Below are 15,382 nucleotides of genomic sequence, written 5' to 3' on the forward strand. Positions count from 1 at the left end.
CTACCTGACGGTGGGGGACTGCTTGGCGGGGGCGTCCGAGGGTGCGGACGCCGGCGGCGTCGCGATCTCGGGTGCCGGGGGATCGGTCGTCGGATGCCCGCGACGACGGGCGGAGGAGGCCAGCCGGGCGAGCCGGCGCGGCAGGGACACGAGGCCGGCGGGCAGGAGGAACAGCACCGCCAGCAGGATGACGCCGGAGATCAGCGCGGTGCGCGACGAGTTCACCTGACCGGCGAGCAGCGGCACGAGCACGTAGTAGAGCGATCCGAGCGCGGTGCCCACGATGCTCGCGGAGCCGCCGATCACCATCGCGGCAACGAGGTTGATCGAGGTGAAGAAGCTGAGCGTTTCGGGCGAGGTGTACTGCACGACGCCGAGGTACATGAAGCCCGACACCCCGCCCAGCAGTGACGCGATCGTGAAGGCGAGCACCTTCGTGCGGTACGGCGAGACCCCCATGGAGAGCGCGACCGCCTCGTTCTCCTTGACGATGGCGAAGGACCGGCCGACGCGCCCCCGGACCAGGTTGCGGGCGAGGGCGAACGCGACGACCGCGATGACGACGACGACGTAGTACCGCCACTGGTCGTTCGCCAGGCCGCTCCACCCCGGGGCCTCGAGCCACCTGACGGTCTGGCCCTGGGAGCCGCCGGTGAAATCCGAGAACCGCCGAGCGAGCGGAACTCCGATGATCGGCAGGGCAAGGGTGATCATCGCCAGTGCGAGTCCGCGCAGCCGCGCAGCCGCGAGGGCCACGAGCATTCCGACCGCGGCCGGGATGATCGCGCAGAGCAGCAGCGACAGTGCCACGGGCCAGTCGTTCAGGACCCCGTATGCCGCGATGTAGGCCCCGAGGCCCAGGAAGGCGCTCTGCCCGAGCGACACCTGGCCGGTGTAACCCATCACGATGTTGAGGCCCAGGATCGCCACGGCGAACACCGCGATCGTCGAGAGCTGGTAGTTGATGTAGGGGCTGGACACCAGCGGGGCCATGACGAGCACGATCGCGAGCACGACGAGGCCGGCGACGGCTCTGGAGCGAGAGGCAAGCAGCTTGTCCATCAGACGCGCACCGTGACTTTCCGTCCGAACAGTCCCTGTGGCCGCACGATGAGGATCACGATGACGGCGATGAACGGCACCGCGATCTTCAGATCGTCACCGATGAAGTCGACATAGGCGCCGGCGAGACCCTCGGCGACGCCGATGAAGGCGGCGGCGACCACTGCGCCGATCGGGGAGTCGAGGCCGCCGAGAATGGCCGCCGCGAGCGCGTAGACGAGCACGAAGTCGAGCATGCCGGGGCTGATGAAGAGCTGGGGGGCGACGAGCACGCCGGCGATCGCGCCCAGCGCCGCGGCCAGGCCCCAGCCGATCATGAGCAACCGGCTGACGGGAAGACCCGACAGTGCGGACGACTGCGGGTTGTCGGCGACTGCCCGCATGGCCAGCCCGAGCTTGGTGGTACGGAACAGCAGTTGCAGCAGCACCATGATCACGATCAGCACAGCGATCGTACCGATGGAACGCAGGCTCACGAAGGCCCCGAGCACGCCGATGGTCTCGTTGGGGAACAACGAGGGGAACGGGTGCGGCTCGTAGCCGAAGAAGAGCGCCGACACGCCCGACAGCAGCACGAGCAGGGCGATGGTTGCGACGACCGCGGTGTCGGGGTCGCCGCCTTCGAAGTGCCGCATCACCCCCCGCTCGATCAGGGCGCCGAGGACGAAGCCGAACACGACCGCCGCGAGCAGCGCGAGCAGGACGGGCACCCCGGCACGCGTCAGTGCGTACGCCAGGAAGGTGGCGAAGACGGCCATGGCGCCCTGCGCGAAGTTGATCAGGCCGGTGGCCTGGTGGACCAGGACGATCGCGAGCGCGAGAGCGGCGTAGATCGCTCCGTTGGACAGTCCGTCCACCACGACTTGGATGAAGTACGACACCTAACCCCCCAGGTACGCGCGGCGAACTGCGTCCATGCCCATGAGCTCGTCCCTGCTGCCGCTCAGTGCGACACGACCCGTCTCCAGCACGGTGGCGTCGTCCACCACCGAGAACGCGAGATTCGCGTTCTGCTCGACGACGATCATCGACACCTGCGCCTCGCGGCGGAGTCGCACGACCGCGTCGTACACCCGCCGGGCGGTGCTCGGCGCGAGCCCGAGGGACGCCTCGTCGAGGAGGATCACCCGCGGCTTCGCCATGAATGCCCGCGCGACCGCCAGCATCTGCTGCTCACCGCCGGACAGGGCCGCGGCGTTCGACTTCACCCGGTCCTGCAGGTTGGGGAACAGGTCGAGGCAGTAGTCGATGTCCGTCGCGATCTGCTTGCGGTCACGGCGCTGGTAGGCGCCCACGAGCAAGTTGTCCCGCACGCTGAGCTGGCCGATGGTGCCCCGGCCCTCCGGCACGTGAGCGATGCCGAGGTGCGCCGTCCGATCGGGACCGAGCCCGGTGATGTCGCGCCCCTCGAACAGGATCCGGCCGGTGGTGCTCACCGTTCCGCTGATCGCTCGCAACGTGGTCGTCTTGCCGGCACCGTTCGCGCCGAGCAGTCCCGTCGCACCGTTCTCCGGGAGGGACAGCGAGATGCCGTGCAGCACCTGCGCGTGGCCGTAGGAAGCGGTGACGTCCTCGAGCTCAAGCAGACTCATCAGCCCCGGCCTCTCTGCCCAGGTAGGCCTCGACCACCCGGCTGTCCGACTGCGCCTCTGCCGCGGTGCCCTCCATGAGCTTGGCGCCGTGGTCCAGGACGACCACGCGATCGGTCAGCGCCGAGATCAGCCCCATGTGGTGCTCGACGACCACGACCGTGAGCTCGAACTCCCGGCGCATCTCACGGACGGTCCCGATGAGCTGCTCGACCTCGCTGTGCGAGAGCCCGGCGGCGGGCTCGTCCAGCAGCAGCAGACGCGGGCGCGAGAGCAGCGCGCGGCACAGCTCGACGCCCTTGTGCAGTCCGTGCGAGAGCTCGTCGGCGGGCATCGCAGCCGCCCAGCCGAGACCCGTGCGCTCGAGCAGGTCGAGAGCCGTCGCGCGCGCCTCACGTTCACGTTTCCGGGTCGGCGGCAGGCGCAGCGACCACGCGACGGGACCGCCCGGCATCCACGAGTGCGCCCCGAGCATCACGTTCTCGAGCACGGACGCGTCGAGCCGGAGCGCCGGGTGCTGGAACGTCCGCGCGAGCCCGAACTTCGCCATGCGCCAGGCGGGAGCGCGGACGGTCTCGGTCCCATCGACCAGGATCGAGCCGGCGCTCGGCTGGTAGTGCCCGCTGATGCAGTTGAACAGCGAGGTCTTGCCCGCGCCGTTCGGTCCGACGAGACCGAAGATGCTGCCGCGGGGCACATCGAACGAGACGGCGTCGAGCACGGAGATGCCGCCGAAGTGGAGCGACACATCTCGCACGCTGAGGGCTGGGTCCGGCGCATCGGTTCCTGTAATCGGGCCCATCCTGCCTCTCAGCCGTCGTCGACCACAGGGTGAAGGGGGTCACTGTGGTCGCGCGATGCTACGTCGCGTGGTTGATGGTGCAACAGGTTCGTTGACAATCTTGTTGGCGCGTTGTGCTCGGGCCATGATGCGGCACGAGCGGTCGGGACGTCGATCACTTCGCCGTCCGCCCGCACGACCGTTCCCAGACCGTGACCTGCTGGTGGACCGGCCCCACCCTCGTCGCTGTCGGGCTGGAGTCACCGTTCGGCCCGCAGCCCACGGGAGGCGGGAGCCTCGCCCTCGGCCGGCGGGCTCCGCTCGTACCGCTCCGGCGGTTCCGGCCGGCGTGGAACCAGGCTGTCGGTACCGGACCAGCGCAGGGCCTACGGTGACCTGGACACCCTGCGGGCCGCGCCCTCGAGGACGGGAGGACTCACGTCATGTCGCCTCATCCGGGGGCAACGGACGCCGAGCACGACATCGCGTTCGGCCTCTTCGACTGGATCGACGCAGCGCCCGGGAAGTCTCCGGGTGACGTGTACGAGGACCGTCTGCGCCTGCTGTCCGAAGCCGACCGTGGCGGTTTCACGACCTACCACCTCGCCGAGCACCACGGCACCCCCTTGGGCCTGGCACCCTCTCCGGCGCTGTTCCTGGCCGCGGCCGCACAGGCCACCGAACGGATCCGGCTCGCGCCGACGACGTTCATCGTGCCGCTGTACGACCCGCTCCGGCTGGTGCAGGAGATCGGGATGCTCGACCAGCTCAGCGGCGGGCGGCTGGAGATCGGGGTGGGTAAGGGTTCCTCCCCGCACGAGGCCGCGATGTACGGGCTGACGCCGCCGCAGACTGCGGACCGTTTCGAGGAGCTGATGCCGGCGATCCTCGAGGCGCTGGAGGCCGGGGTCTTCCGGCGCCCGGGTCCGGACGGCGGCGGGGAGCCCGTTCCGCTGCACGTTCCGGTGCGCCAGCGGCCGCACCCACCGCTGTGGTATCCGACGTCCAACCCCGACTCGATCCCGCGGCTGGGACAGCAGGGCTACAACGTGATCTTCGGTTTCGGGTTCTTCTCCCCGCCGCTGGCCGTCGTCCAGCAGCAGAGCAGGCTCTTCTTCGAACGCTTCCGGGAAGCCAGCGAGAGTGGCGAGGTCCGGTACGGCCTGCCGGGGGTGACGCCGCGGTTCGGGCTGATGCGGCACGTGCTCGTCGCGCCGACCGACGACGAGGCGCTGGCCCTGCTCCGGCCCGCCTTCGCCGACCACCACAGCAGCTTCACGCACCTCTGGCGGCGGCACGGCGACGAGCGGCGCGGCGGGCCGGTGGACGTCGACCAGCTCCTCGCCGAGGGCAAGCTCTACGTCGGCTCGCCCGAGACGGTCGCCCGGCAGGTGGCTGAGGCGGTCACGGTCGGCGAGGTGAACTACGTCGCAGGCTCCTTCGCCTGGGGGTCGCTGGAGCCGGAGACGTCGCTGCGCTCGCTGCGGCTGTTCCGCGACGAGGTGATCCCGGCGGTCCGCGGGGTCGCAGTGGCTGCCGGGAGCTGACGTGACGGCCGGACGCGGGGTCGGAGCGGCGGTCGGCGGCGCTGCTGCGGGCGTGACGGTGCAGCCGGACCTGGTGTACGGCTCCGAGCAGGGGGTGGAGCTGCACCTGGACCTGTACCTGCCGGAGACCCGGCCGGCACCGCTGTGCCTGTGGTTGCACGGCGGCGGCTGGGCGCGCGGATCACGAACCGCCCGGGCTGCCGAACGACTGGTGCCTGTGGCCGCGAGCGGGGTGGCGGTCGCGGCCGTGCAGTACCGGCTCAGCGGTGAGGCGGCGTTCCCGGCACCGCTCGACGACGTACGGTCGGCGGTCCGCTGGCTGCGCCGGAACGCGGCGGGCCTGGGCCTGGGCCTGGACGCCGAGCGCATCGGCGTGTGGGGCGCCTCGGCGGGTGGTCACCTGGCCGCTCTGCTGGCGCTGTGCCCGGACGCGTGCGATGGCGACCTCGGCGACAGCTCGGTCCAGGCCGCCGTGTGCTGGTTCCCGATCACGGACCTCACCCTGCGTGACACCGACGTGCCGGAGGGGCCACCGCCACCGTTCCTGACCGGTCCGCCACCGAGCCCCTCCTCGGAGGCGCGCCTGCTCGGTGCGGAGTCCGTCCAGCAGGTGGCGGTCGCAGCCCGGGCGGCCAGTCCGGTCAGCCACGTGCGCCCCGGCGCCCCGCCCTTTCTGCTCATGCACGGAGACCGGGACGGCTTCGTTCCATCGGAGCACAGCCGCACCCTCCACCGGGCACTGCGGGCCCGGGGCGTGGATGCGTCGCTGCTGCTGCTGGCCGGGGCGAACCACGAGGACCCGGCTTTCGACGCGCCGTCGAGCCTGGCGGCGGTGGCCGCCTTCGTGCGCAGCGTCCTCCTCTCGGGGCCGGACTCCTCGGAAGGCGGGGCGGAGGCCGCGGGCGTCAGCTGACGGTCGTACGCCGTCCACGATCACCGGCTGCTCCGGGATCGACCCGCTGCCGTGGGAGCACAGGTGCAACTCCGGCGTCGGGTCGCCGTGCGGCAGGGGCCTACTCGACCGGCTCCACGGTCGGGTCGACGGGAGCCTGGGTGTCGTCCACGTCGGTGATCTCCTGATCCGCCGCGTCGTCCCCGCAGCCGGCGGCGCTCAGTACCAGGGCCGAGGCCACGCTCACTGCGGCGACCACGCGGCGCCACGTACGGATCCGGGTTCCTGAGTGGGTGCGCATCGGTTCTCCTCGGCCAGACCGCCCCGGTGGCCCCGTCGGGATCACAGCGGCCCGGCGGTCGCGGGCGGAACCCCTCCCGTACCCGGTCGCCGGCGCCTCCGAACCGACAACGGGAGGGGCGCGGGGAGTTCCGCCGGGCCGCCGTCGAGGACTCGGCCCTGCCGCGCTGCTCTCTATGCTGCCGGGATGGTCGAACCGGCTGCCCCGGTCCTGGCGAAGGTCGTGCTGCGCGAGAACCTCCTCGCCCGGCGGCGGGCCCGCCCGGTCGCCGAACGCACCGCGGCCGCCGACGCGGTCGCCGCGGCGCTGGTCACCGGGCTCGCCGGCGTCCGCACGCTGGCCGCCTTCGTCCCGGACCCCACCGAACCGGGGAGCGGCCGGCTGCCGGACGCCTACGCCGAGCTCGGGGCCCGCATCCTGCTGCCGGTCGTGCCGGACCGGGGCCGGGTGATGGACTGGGGCCGCTACACCGGCGACCTGGAGCCCGGCCGCTACGGCCTGTCCCACCCCACCGGTCCGCGGCTCGGTCCGACCGCGATCGGGGAGGCCGACGCCGTCGTCGTGCCGGCGCTGGCGGTGGACCGCGCCGGGATCCGGCTGGGCCGGGGAGGTGGCTACTACGACCGGGCGCTGGTGCACGCGCGGCCGGACGTCGTGCTGGTCACGGTCGTCTTCGACGACGAACGGGTGGACGAGCTGCCGCGCGAGGTGCACGACCGCCCGGTGACGGCGGTGGTGACGCCGTCCGGCGGCTGGGCGGACCTCGCGCCGCGCGGCGGCTGACGGCCGGCGGGGGAGTGCCCCCGCCGGCCGCCTGCGTGCGTCAGTGCGAGCCCTCGCCCGCGCCCGGGACCAGGTGCGCGATCGAGCGGGTGTCCTGGAAGGCGCGGACGCCCTCGATGCCCTGCTCGCGCCCCATGCCGGACTGCTTCATGCCGCCGAACGGGGCCCGCAGGTCCAGCCGGGTGGCGCCGTGGTCGTTGACCCAGACGTAGCCCACCGCGAGCTGGGCGCCGAGCCGGTCGGCGGCCTCGGTGTCGGCGGTCCAGACCGAGCCGCACAGCCCACCCCAGGTGTCGTTCGCCAGCCGCACCGCCTCGGCGTCGTCGTCGAACGGGATCACCGGGATCACCGGCCCGAACTGCTCCTGGGTGACCACCCGGAGTGCCGGAGCGGGCTCGACGACGATGGCGGGGCGCACGAAGTTGCCCTCGGCGAGCTCCCCACCGGGCAGCTCGCCGAACTCCAGCACGGTCGCGCCGGAGTCCCGCGCCTCCTCGATGATCTCGGTGACGAACGCCTTCTGCGCGGACTGGTGCAGCGGCCCCATCGTGGTGCCCTCGGCCAGGGCGTGACCGAGGACGACCTTCTCCAGCCGCGCGGCCAGTCCGGCCACCACCTCGTCCATGCGGGAGCGGTGCACGTAGATCCGCTTGGCGGCCATGCAGATCTGGCCGGTGGTGTCGTAGATCCCGGCGTACAGCCGGTCGAGGTGCTCGTCGTCGAGGACGGCGTCGGCACGGATGATCGCCGGGTCGTTCCCGCCCAGCTCCAGGGTGACGCGGGTGAGGCTGCGGGAGGCCATCTCCATCATCCGCTTGCCGCCGTTCACGCTGCCGGTGAAGCAGATCTTGGCGACGTCGGGGTTGTCGACCAGCGGCCCCATCTCGGTGTCCTTGCCGGTCACGATGTTGATCACGCCCGGGGGCAACTTCTCGGCGACGCGCTGCACCAGGCGGGTGATCGCCAGCGGCGTGGTGGGCGGCGGCTTGATGACCGCGGTGTTGCCGGCCAGCAGGGCGTGGGGGAGCGCCGCGCCGAGGATGGCGATCGGCCAGTTGAACGGCACGATGATGCTCACCACGCCGAGCGACTGGTAGCCGACCGTGGTCTCGACGGGGATCCCCGGCGCGGGCGGCAGCACCGTCACCTGGTCCACCTCGTCGGCCAGCGAGAGCGCCAGCTGCCACCGGATCTCGAAGACCAGGGCATCGATCCAGGACTCCATGCGGATCTTGCCGTTCTCCAGCGCCAGCACCCGCGCGTCCTCGTCGCGGTCGTCGGCGATCCCCTCGATGGCGGCGGCCATCGTGGCCGCCCGTTCGGTGGCGGGCAGGGCCGACCAGGCCGGATAGGCCTCCTTGGCCGCCGCGACGGCGTCCGCCACGTCGTCCTCCGTCGCCGCCGCCGCGTGCCCCACGACGACGCCCGGCCGGGCCGGGTCGACGACATCCAGCACGTTCGCGGTGGATCGGGTCTCCCCGCCGATGTAGAGCCCCGTCGTCACCGGAGCCGTCGTGCTCAACAGGTCGGTCATCTGGACCGCCACCTCTCTGTGGGTTCCGTTCTGCCCGGGATGCCGGGTGGCACCCCGATCCTGCGCCGGAGCGCGAGTCCTCAGGTACGCGTCAGGCCGGGGACCACCTTCCTGCGCGAGACACCCGCCGGTGCGCCCGAGCCGACGGCGGCGACCACGCGCACCGCGTCGGCGCTGGCCGGCACGTCGTGCACCCGCACGCCCCAGGCCCCGGCCCGGGCCGCGAGCACGGTGGTGGCCACGGTGGCGCCCTCCCGTCGGTCGGGTGGCCGAGGGAGCCCGCCGTCGTCGGCGAGGACCGCCCCCAGGAAGCGCTTCCGGGAGGCGCCGACCAGGACCGGGAGACCCAGATCCGTGAGCGTCTCCAGGCCGGCGAGGAGGGCGAGGTCGTGCTCGGGCTGCTTCGCGAAGCCCAGGCCCGGGTCGATCACGAGCCGGCCGGGGGAGACCCCGGCGGCCAGCGCGTCGTCCACGCGCTCGCACAGTTCCCGCCGGACGTCGGCCACCACGTCGTCGTAGGTGGCTGCGGCGTACATGTCGCGGATGCGCCCGCGCCGGTGCACGAGCACCCAGGGAACGCCGGCCTCGGCGACCACCCGCGCCATGTCGCGGTCCGCGAGGCCGCCGCTGACGTCGTCGACCATGACCGCACCGGCGTCCAGCGCCGCTGCGGCCACCTGTGCGCGGGTGGTGTCGACGCTCACCGCGACCCCGAGCCGGGAGAGTGCGGCGACCACGGGCAGCACGCGGCAGCACTCCGTTGCCGCGTCCACGCGCGCGGCGCCGGGACGCGTCGACTCCCCGCCGACGTCGACGTAGTCGGCGCCCGCGGCGGTCATCGCCAGCCCGTGCGCGACGGCCGCGTCGACGGTGTCGTGGCGGCCCCCGTCGGAGAACGAATCGGGGGTGACGTCGAGGATCCCCATGACGACGCACCGGCCGGGACGGAGCATCACGGCCGGGCCTCCGACCGCAGCTGTGGAACGGTCATCGGCGCATCCGCTCCCGTACCGCGGCCGCCACCTCGTCGGCACGCCGCGCCAGGTCCTCGACCTCCGCCACTGCCGCGGCGAGGTCGTCCCGCGCCCGCTCGTCGCCGATGCCGGCCAGGTTGGCCTCCACGGCCAGCCGCGCCGTCGTGGCGGCGGCCCGGGCGGCTGCGGTGGCCGCGGCCACGTCGCTGACGAGGTTGCGGTTCGCGACCGGCAGCACCCGCTCGGCCAGCGACACGAGCTCGGCGGCCGAGCGGAGGATCGCCAGCGGCGGCCGCGTGGCGTCCAGCTGCGCCTCGGAGAGCCGGCGTCGCCGTACCGCCTGCTCGTCGGCGGTGCCGCGCGGCAGCTTCATCGCCGCGGCGACGGCCGAGAACGCTGTCTCGTCGTCGGCGGCGGCCTGGAGACAGGCGTCGCGCTGCGCGTCGGCGGCCGCCACGATCTCGCCGACCAGCTCGGCGTGCTCCTCGTCCGTGGTGAACCGGCCGACCATCGCGACCAGGGACGCCGACAGGGCCCCCTCGACCGCGGCGGTGGCACCCGCCCCCGGCGCGGCCATGCGCGCGGCCAGCTGGCCGAGGAACTCGCCGAGGGACTGGCCGTCGACCTCGTCCCGCCCGTCGCCCCCGCCGCTCACGGGCCGGCCACCGGCGAGGTGTCGACGGCGGCCTCGGGCCGGGCGTGCGCGAACGCCCGTCCGCCGGCCGGCCGGGCGGCCTCGCCCGCGCGCAGGTCGTCGAGCCGCGCCCAGGGCCGGCTCATCAGTCCGCGATGCCCTGCTGGACCCGGGCCGCGGTGAGGGTGTTGGCCAGCAGCATGGCGATCGTCATCGGGCCGACGCCACCCGGCACCGGCGTGATCGCGCCGGCCACCTCGGAGACCGGGCCGAACTCGACGTCGCCGTGCAGCCCGTCCTCGCCGCGGTGGATGCCGACGTCGATCACCGTGGCGCCGGGCTTGACGGCATCGGCACCGACCAGGCCGGGGATCCCCGCGGCGACCACCAGCACGTCGGCGCGCCGGCACACCTCGGCGAGATCCCGCGTGCGGGAGTGGGCCATGGTCACCGTCGCGTGGGCGGCCAGCAGCAACTGCGCCATGGGCTTGCCGACCAGCACCGACCGGCCGACGACGACGGCCTCCGCGCCGGACAGGGACACCTCGTACTCCTCCAGCAGCCGCATCACCCCGGCCGGCGTGCACGGCCGGAGCGCGGCGCGGCCCTGGGCGAGGCGCCCCGCGTTCAGCGTGGTCAGCCCGTCGACGTCCTTCTCCGCGGGGATGCGGGCCAGGAGCGCATCGGAGTCCAGGTGGCCCGGAGTCGGGAGCTGGAGCAGGATGCCCGACACCGCCGGGTCGGCGGCCAGCTCGTCGACGAGCGCGGCGGCCGTCTCCTGGTCGACGTCGCCGGGCAGGTGGCGGTGCAGGTCCTGCATGCCGGCGGCGACGCTCAGGCGGCGCTTGCTGCGGACGTAGACCTCCGAGGCCGGATCGTCCCCGATGAGGATCGTGGCCAGGCCGGGAGGGGTACCGCCCGCGGCGACGAGCCGGTCCACGCCGCCCGCCACGTCCTCACGCACCTTCTTGGCGACGGCGCTCCCGTCGATGATCCGCGCGGTCATCGGACGCTCCGAGGACGAGGGGCGAGTGGCCGGGTGGTCGTCATGTCTCTCCGGTGGTGGGAGGGCCGGCTTCTCCGCCGGACGGGGGGACGCGCTGACGGGCAGGATCTCAGGCCAGGTTCCGCAGCATCCCCCGCCGCCACTCCTCGGTGGGGCCGAGGTCGTTGAACGTGAACACGTGGAAGCCCTCGATGCGGTTGTCCGGCTTCCCGATGTGCGGGGCCAGCCCCTCGAGGATCTTGTCCGGGCTGTAGCCGCCGGGGACGAAGAACCGCCAGAGCAGGGTCTGCTGCTTCTTCAGGAACTTGGCCGACTCACCGATCCCGAGCCCACCGGAGACCCGCAGCAGCTTCTGGCGGTGCACCGCACCCGGTACGCCGACGTGGACGGGGAGGTCGATCCCGCGGCGGGTGAGCTCGCGGGCCCACGTCAGGATGACCGCCGGGTCGAACACGATCTGGGTCTTGATGTGGGTGGCCAGGGCCGCCTTGTCCTTCAGCGCCTGGAACAGCACGTCCTCGGGGACGGCCGGGTGGCCCTCCGGGTGGCCGCCGATGCCGATCTCGGTGAAGCCGTGGTCGAGTTCGTGCAGAGCGACGAGGAGGGCGTGCGCGTCGGTGAACTCCGTGGGCGTGTCCGTGGGGTCGCCGCCGACGACGAACACGTCCGAGATGCCGGCCTCCCGGCAGCGGGCCACGATGTCGGCCAGGTGCGCGCGGTCGCGGACCTGCTGGGCCGACAGGTGCGGCGCCACGTCGTAGCCGTGGCCGGCCAGCGCGACGGTGAGGTCGAGGGTCGCGTCCTGACCCTTGGCCGGGGACGCGGTGACGGTCAGCCGCACGTCCGTGGGCACGTGCTGGAGGACCTGTTCCTCGGTCTTCTTGAACGGGATCACCTCGTAGCCGAGGTCCTCGAACGTCCGCCTCAGCGAGGCGCGGGTGGCCGTGTCCCGGACCTTCAGCGCTCGCTTCACCTGGTGTCCCCTCTGCACAGGTCCGCGGCGGGTCCCCGCAGCGGGCGTCGTCGGCGGCGTGCCCGGACGGGCGGCTGCTGCCATGCGCACGTCGATCGTGACCTGCGCCACCCCCGGACCGGGACGGTGATATGGCGGCACCTCGTCCGCCGGTTCGGTGGCCGCCCGTACGTCAATCGTCGCGGGTGGCCCCGGCCGGGCCCGGGGCCGAGCACGTGGTCACGGACGCTGGCGGGGTCCGGCCGTCCGGGAGCCGGCGGCCGTGGAGCAGGAGCCCGTTCAGCGCCGGCCTGCATCTTCTCCGCGGTCGAGAGCCCACCTCGACGCACGGACGTCCTGACCGGGTCGTGACGGGAGGTCGTGTCCCCGCCCGGAGGGGTTCGTCCGGGCCGTCCGCTGCACGTCGGCGGCCCGGGGCGTGTCAGCATCTCCCCGGGACGGCCCGGGTGAGGGCCGTCGCCGGCGGGGCGGCACAGGAAGGAGGGGCCGGTGGAGCGAGCAGGACGGGCCGCCGGCACGTCGGCCGTTCCGCGGACCACGGCAGCCCAGGTCCTGGAGCACGCGCCGGACGGGCTGGTGGTCATCGACGCCGAGGCGCGCTTCGTCGAGGCCAACCCCGCGGCTGTGCTCCTGTGCGGCCTGGATCCGGACCGCGTCGCCGGCAACCGGTCACCGTTCCCGGTGCCCGACGACGCGCCCGCCACCAGGACCGGCGAGCTCACCGTGGCCTGGGAACCCGCGCCCGGTCAGCGACGGGAGTTCGCCTACGTGGTCGCCGCGGTGCCCGGGCAGCCGCGGTGGATCGTCTCCTTCCGGGACGTCACCCTCAGCCGGTTGCGCGAGCGGCGGCTGGCCGCGATCGCCAAGGCGGCCTCGAACGTGGCGTCGAAGCGTTCGCTGGTCGGCACCCTGGAGGCGCTGGCTCAGGAGGTCGCGCGCACCGACGCCCTCGCCGGGGTGCAGGTCCTGACCGTCAACTCGTCCGGGGACCGGTTGCACGTCATGGGCGTCGCCGGCTTCGGCCGCGAGGTGCCGTTCTTCGACAAGCTCATGGAATGCCGTGCCCTGGGCGCCCGCCTGATGATGCTGGACGCCCTGGAGAGCCGGGAGCCGCTGGTCGCGCCGAACCGGTACGAGGCCGTCATGCGGGACCCGGCGTGGCGGCCCCTGCACGAGGTCATGCGGCATCCCCGGTGGGACTGGTTCGTCAGCGTGCCCCTCCTCGCCCGCGGGGAGCCGGTCGGCATCCTGAACGCCTTCTTCGCGCCCGGCCAGATCGTCGGCGACACCGAGCTGGAGTTCCTCCTCGCCATGGCGGAGCAGGCCGCGATGGCGGTGGACCATGCCGCGCTGATGGAACGGGAACGGGACGTCGCCCGGCGGGAGGAGCGGCAGAAACTCGCCCGTGACCTGCACGACTCGGTGGTGCAGCAGGTCTTCTCGATGATGATGCAGGCGCGGTCGCTCGGCGTGCTGGTCGCTCGGGGGCTGCCCCCCACCCCGGACAAGGTGGCCCAGGTGGCCGACGACCTGAGCACCAGTGCCGAGGACGTCCTGGCCGATCTGCGCGGCATGGTGGTGGAGCTGCGGCCGGCGGCGAGCACGGCGGCCGGCCTGGCCTCGGCGCTGCGGTCGCTGGTGGACACGACCGGGGCCCGGACCGACCTGGCGGTGTCGCTCGACATCGACGATCCCGACGCCGAGATGGCCACGCTCGACCCCGACCTGCTCGAGGACGTCTACCGCGTCGTCGCCGAGGCGCTGCACAACAGCGTGAAGCACGCCCGGGCGTCGGCGATCCACGCCCGAGTGGCGGTGACCTCCCACGGACGCCGCCGGCGCCTCGTCGCCGAGGTGGCCGACGACGGCTGTGGGCTGAGCTCCGAGCACGCCCCCTCCGGCGGGTCGGCGTCGAGCGGGTTCGGCATGACGGTGATGCGCGAACGGGCGGCCCGCTGGGGCGGCGCCGTCCGGGTGCGGCAGCCGGCCGGCGGTGGGACGAGCGTGCTGCTCAGCCTGCCGCTGCCGACGTCCCTGCCCGTGGGGCCGGCGGACGACGAGGAGGAGATCCCGTGAACGTGGCCGATCCGATCCGGGTCCTCGTGGTGGACGACCACGCGGTGGTACGCCGCGGGGTGATCGCCTACCTCGAGGCGCTCGAGGACGTCGAGGTGGCCGACGAGGCCGGCGACGGGCAGGAGGCGCTGGACCTGCTCTCCCGGGCCGCGGCGCACGGCGAGCTCCCCGACGTCGTCCTGATGGACCTGCAGATGCCCGGGATGGACGGGGTGACGGCGACCGGTGAGGTGCTCCGCCGGTTTCCCGGCCTCAAGGTGGTGATCCTCACCAGCTTCGGCGAGAGCGAGCGGGTGCACGCGGCGCTGGAGAGCGGGGCCTCCGGCTATCTGCTCAAGGACGCCCGGCCCGCCGAGGTCGATGCCGCGCTGCGGGCGGCGGTCCGCGACGAGGTGTTCCTCGACGCGGCGGTCACCCGGCGGCTCACCCAGGAGATGCGGGCGCCGCGCACCGGCCTGGGGGTGCTCACCGCCCGCGAGAAGGAGGTGCTGATCCTCATCGCGGAGGGCAGGTCGAACAAGGACATCGCCAAGCACCTGGTCATCAGCGAGCGGACGGCCCGCACGCACGTCAGCCACCTGCTCACGAAGATGGGGCTCAGCTCACGGACCCAGGCGGCCCTGATGGCCGTCAAGGAGGGCCTCGTCCAGCCCCGGTGACTCCCGGCTTCCGTCACATGTCTCGTCGGCAGTGCGACAGCGGCGTCCGCCGCGCTCGGTCAACGGGGCGATCCGCGGGTGCGCCGGTCGGCCTAGCGTGGCGGACGTCGGACCCCCCGGGACCCGTCCCGCCCCGGCCGCACCACCGAGGAGGGCGCGTGACCACCGCTGCCGAACCTGCCGGGGACGTCGGTCCGCTCCGTGTCGAGTGCGCCGTCGCCGCCGTGGGCGTCGTCGTCCCGCCGGGCACGTCGATCCTGGAGGCCGTGCGACGAGCGGGGCTCGAGGTCCCGGCCGCGTGCCCCGACGGGAGCTGCGGGGCGTGCGAGACCAGGGTCCTGCAGGGCGAGCCGGACCACCGGGACGGGATCCTCACCGCGGACGAGCGCGCGTTCGGCGAGACGATGATGATCTGCGTCTCCCGGGCGCGGACACCGCGGCTGGTGCTGGACCTCTGACCGGAGTGGCGGCCGCCTGACGCGTCGACAGGATCTCCCGTGGCCCCGGGTCCATCGTCGCTGTGGAGCCCACGACGGATGACGTAGGCCGGTCCTGTCGCGGCGGTGGCTGC

The 15,382-nt window shown here is 73.2% G+C and carries 17 protein-coding genes; 6 read left to right on the forward strand and 11 right to left on the reverse strand.

Annotated elements, in window-relative coordinates; all coding sequences use genetic code 11:
- From BLASA_RS11645 to BLASA_RS11660, 4 genes are read right to left on the reverse strand one after another with little or no spacing between them, the layout of a single operon-like run.
- Window positions 1-1,062 (reverse strand): branched-chain amino acid ABC transporter permease, encoded by a 1,062-nt coding sequence (locus BLASA_RS11645; protein ID WP_014376339.1) that lies wholly within the window; start codon window positions 1,060-1,062, stop codon window positions 1-3.
- Window positions 1,062-1,943 (reverse strand): branched-chain amino acid ABC transporter permease, encoded by an 882-nt coding sequence (locus BLASA_RS11650; protein ID WP_014376340.1) that lies wholly within the window; start codon window positions 1,941-1,943, stop codon window positions 1,062-1,064. Before BLASA_RS11650 ends, BLASA_RS11645 begins: the two co-directional genes overlap by 1 nt.
- On the reverse strand, window positions 1,944-2,654 hold the full coding sequence (locus BLASA_RS11655; protein WP_014376341.1) for an ABC transporter ATP-binding protein: 711 nt from the start codon (window positions 2,652-2,654) through the stop codon (window positions 1,944-1,946). It abuts the gene before it with no gap.
- Window positions 2,641-3,399, reverse strand: a complete 759-nt coding sequence (locus BLASA_RS11660) for an ABC transporter ATP-binding protein (protein ID WP_014376342.1) — start codon at window positions 3,397-3,399, stop codon at window positions 2,641-2,643. The genes BLASA_RS11655 and BLASA_RS11660 overlap by 14 nt, the downstream gene beginning before the upstream one ends.
- Before the next feature lie 476 nt (window positions 3,400-3,875).
- Between BLASA_RS11660 and BLASA_RS11665 the strand changes: the two genes are divergently transcribed.
- Together BLASA_RS11665 and BLASA_RS11670 are read left to right on the forward strand one after the other, a co-directional pair.
- Entirely contained in the window at window positions 3,876-4,979 is a 1,104-nt protein-coding gene (locus BLASA_RS11665) for an LLM class flavin-dependent oxidoreductase (RefSeq protein ID WP_014376344.1), read from the forward strand.
- A 1-nt stretch (window position 4,980) separates the two neighbouring features.
- On the forward strand, window positions 4,981-5,892 hold the full coding sequence (locus BLASA_RS11670; protein ID WP_231839451.1) for an alpha/beta hydrolase: 912 nt from the start codon (window positions 4,981-4,983) through the stop codon (window positions 5,890-5,892).
- A 100-nt stretch (window positions 5,893-5,992) separates the two neighbouring features.
- Here the strand turns inward: BLASA_RS11670 and BLASA_RS11675 are convergent, their stop codons facing one another.
- The gene (locus BLASA_RS11675; protein WP_041775729.1) at window positions 5,993-6,172 is read right to left on the reverse strand and encodes a hypothetical protein; all 180 of its coding nucleotides are present in this window, start codon (window positions 6,170-6,172) and stop codon (window positions 5,993-5,995) included.
- Between the two features lie 186 nt (window positions 6,173-6,358).
- Between BLASA_RS11675 and BLASA_RS11680 the strand changes: the two genes are divergently transcribed.
- Window positions 6,359-6,955 (forward strand): 5-formyltetrahydrofolate cyclo-ligase, encoded by a 597-nt coding sequence (locus BLASA_RS11680; RefSeq protein ID WP_014376347.1) that lies wholly within the window; start codon window positions 6,359-6,361, stop codon window positions 6,953-6,955.
- A gap of 40 nt (window positions 6,956-6,995) precedes the next feature.
- On the opposite strand, the gene BLASA_RS11685 is transcribed toward BLASA_RS11680, so the two are convergent.
- From BLASA_RS11685 to BLASA_RS11705, 6 genes are all read right to left on the reverse strand, one after another.
- Complete coding sequence (locus tag BLASA_RS11685) at window positions 6,996-8,489, reverse strand: aldehyde dehydrogenase family protein (protein WP_014376348.1); 1,494 nt, start codon at window positions 8,487-8,489, stop codon at window positions 6,996-6,998.
- 80 nt (window positions 8,490-8,569) lie between these two features.
- Window positions 8,570-9,442, reverse strand: coding sequence for a dihydropteroate synthase (gene folP, locus BLASA_RS11690; protein WP_041776422.1), 873 nt, complete (start codon window positions 9,440-9,442; stop codon window positions 8,570-8,572).
- A gap of 34 nt (window positions 9,443-9,476) precedes the next feature.
- Entirely contained in the window at window positions 9,477-10,118 is a 642-nt protein-coding gene (locus BLASA_RS11695; protein WP_014376350.1) for a cyclodeaminase/cyclohydrolase family protein, read from the reverse strand.
- Window positions 10,115-10,243, reverse strand: coding sequence for a hypothetical protein (locus BLASA_RS26280; RefSeq protein WP_269446669.1), 129 nt, complete (start codon window positions 10,241-10,243; stop codon window positions 10,115-10,117). The genes BLASA_RS11695 and BLASA_RS26280 overlap by 4 nt, the downstream gene beginning before the upstream one ends.
- On the reverse strand, window positions 10,243-11,103 hold the full coding sequence (gene folD / locus BLASA_RS11700; protein WP_014376351.1) for a bifunctional methylenetetrahydrofolate dehydrogenase/methenyltetrahydrofolate cyclohydrolase FolD: 861 nt from the start codon (window positions 11,101-11,103) through the stop codon (window positions 10,243-10,245). The genes BLASA_RS26280 and folD overlap by 1 nt, the downstream gene beginning before the upstream one ends.
- Window positions 11,104-11,212: 109 nt before the next feature.
- Window positions 11,213-12,076 carry a methylenetetrahydrofolate reductase gene (locus BLASA_RS11705; RefSeq protein WP_014376352.1) on the reverse strand — a complete coding sequence of 288 codons (864 nt, stop codon included), beginning with the start codon at window positions 12,074-12,076 and terminating at the stop codon, window positions 11,213-11,215.
- A gap of 489 nt (window positions 12,077-12,565) precedes the next feature.
- On the opposite strand from BLASA_RS11705, the gene BLASA_RS11710 reads away from it, so the two are divergent.
- From BLASA_RS11710 to BLASA_RS11720, 3 genes are all read left to right on the forward strand, one after another.
- Window positions 12,566-14,152, forward strand: a complete 1,587-nt coding sequence (locus BLASA_RS11710; RefSeq protein WP_014376353.1) for an ATP-binding protein — start codon at window positions 12,566-12,568, stop codon at window positions 14,150-14,152.
- Window positions 14,149-14,811 (forward strand): response regulator, encoded by a 663-nt coding sequence (locus BLASA_RS11715; RefSeq protein WP_014376354.1) that lies wholly within the window; start codon window positions 14,149-14,151, stop codon window positions 14,809-14,811. Before BLASA_RS11710 ends, BLASA_RS11715 begins: the two co-directional genes overlap by 4 nt.
- 158 nt (window positions 14,812-14,969) lie before the next feature.
- The gene (locus tag BLASA_RS11720) at window positions 14,970-15,269 is read left to right on the forward strand and encodes a 2Fe-2S iron-sulfur cluster-binding protein (protein ID WP_014376355.1); all 300 of its coding nucleotides are present in this window, start codon (window positions 14,970-14,972) and stop codon (window positions 15,267-15,269) included.
- Window positions 15,270-15,382: the final 113 nt, after the last annotated feature.

The organism is Blastococcus saxobsidens DD2 (genome assembly GCF_000284015.1).
In the GTDB taxonomy this organism is placed as follows: Bacteria; Actinomycetota; Actinomycetes; order Mycobacteriales; family Geodermatophilaceae; genus Blastococcus; species Blastococcus saxobsidens_A.

Coding starts and splice junctions, on each gene's coding strand:
- BLASA_RS11645 (WP_014376339.1), bottom strand. CDS start 1,062: ATGGACAAGCTGCTTGCCTCTCGCTCCAGAGCCGTCGCCGGCCTCGTC.
- BLASA_RS11655 (WP_014376341.1), bottom strand. CDS start 2,654: ATGAGTCTGCTTGAGCTCGAGGACGTCACCGCTTCCTACGGCCACGCG.
- BLASA_RS11665 (WP_014376344.1), top strand. CDS start 3,876: ATGTCGCCTCATCCGGGGGCAACGGACGCCGAGCACGACATCGCGTTC.
- BLASA_RS11675 (WP_041775729.1), bottom strand. CDS start 6,172: ATGCGCACCCACTCAGGAACCCGGATCCGTACGTGGCGCCGCGTGGTC.
- BLASA_RS11680 (WP_014376347.1), top strand. CDS start 6,359: ATGGTCGAACCGGCTGCCCCGGTCCTGGCGAAGGTCGTGCTGCGCGAG.
- BLASA_RS11685 (WP_014376348.1), bottom strand. CDS start 8,489: ATGACCGACCTGTTGAGCACGACGGCTCCGGTGACGACGGGGCTCTAC.
- folP (WP_041776422.1), bottom strand. CDS start 9,442: ATGCTCCGTCCCGGCCGGTGCGTCGTCATGGGGATCCTCGACGTCACC.
- BLASA_RS26280 (WP_269446669.1), bottom strand. CDS start 10,243: ATGAGCCGGCCCTGGGCGCGGCTCGACGACCTGCGCGCGGGCGAGGCC.
- folD (WP_014376351.1), bottom strand. CDS start 11,103: ATGACCGCGCGGATCATCGACGGGAGCGCCGTCGCCAAGAAGGTGCGT.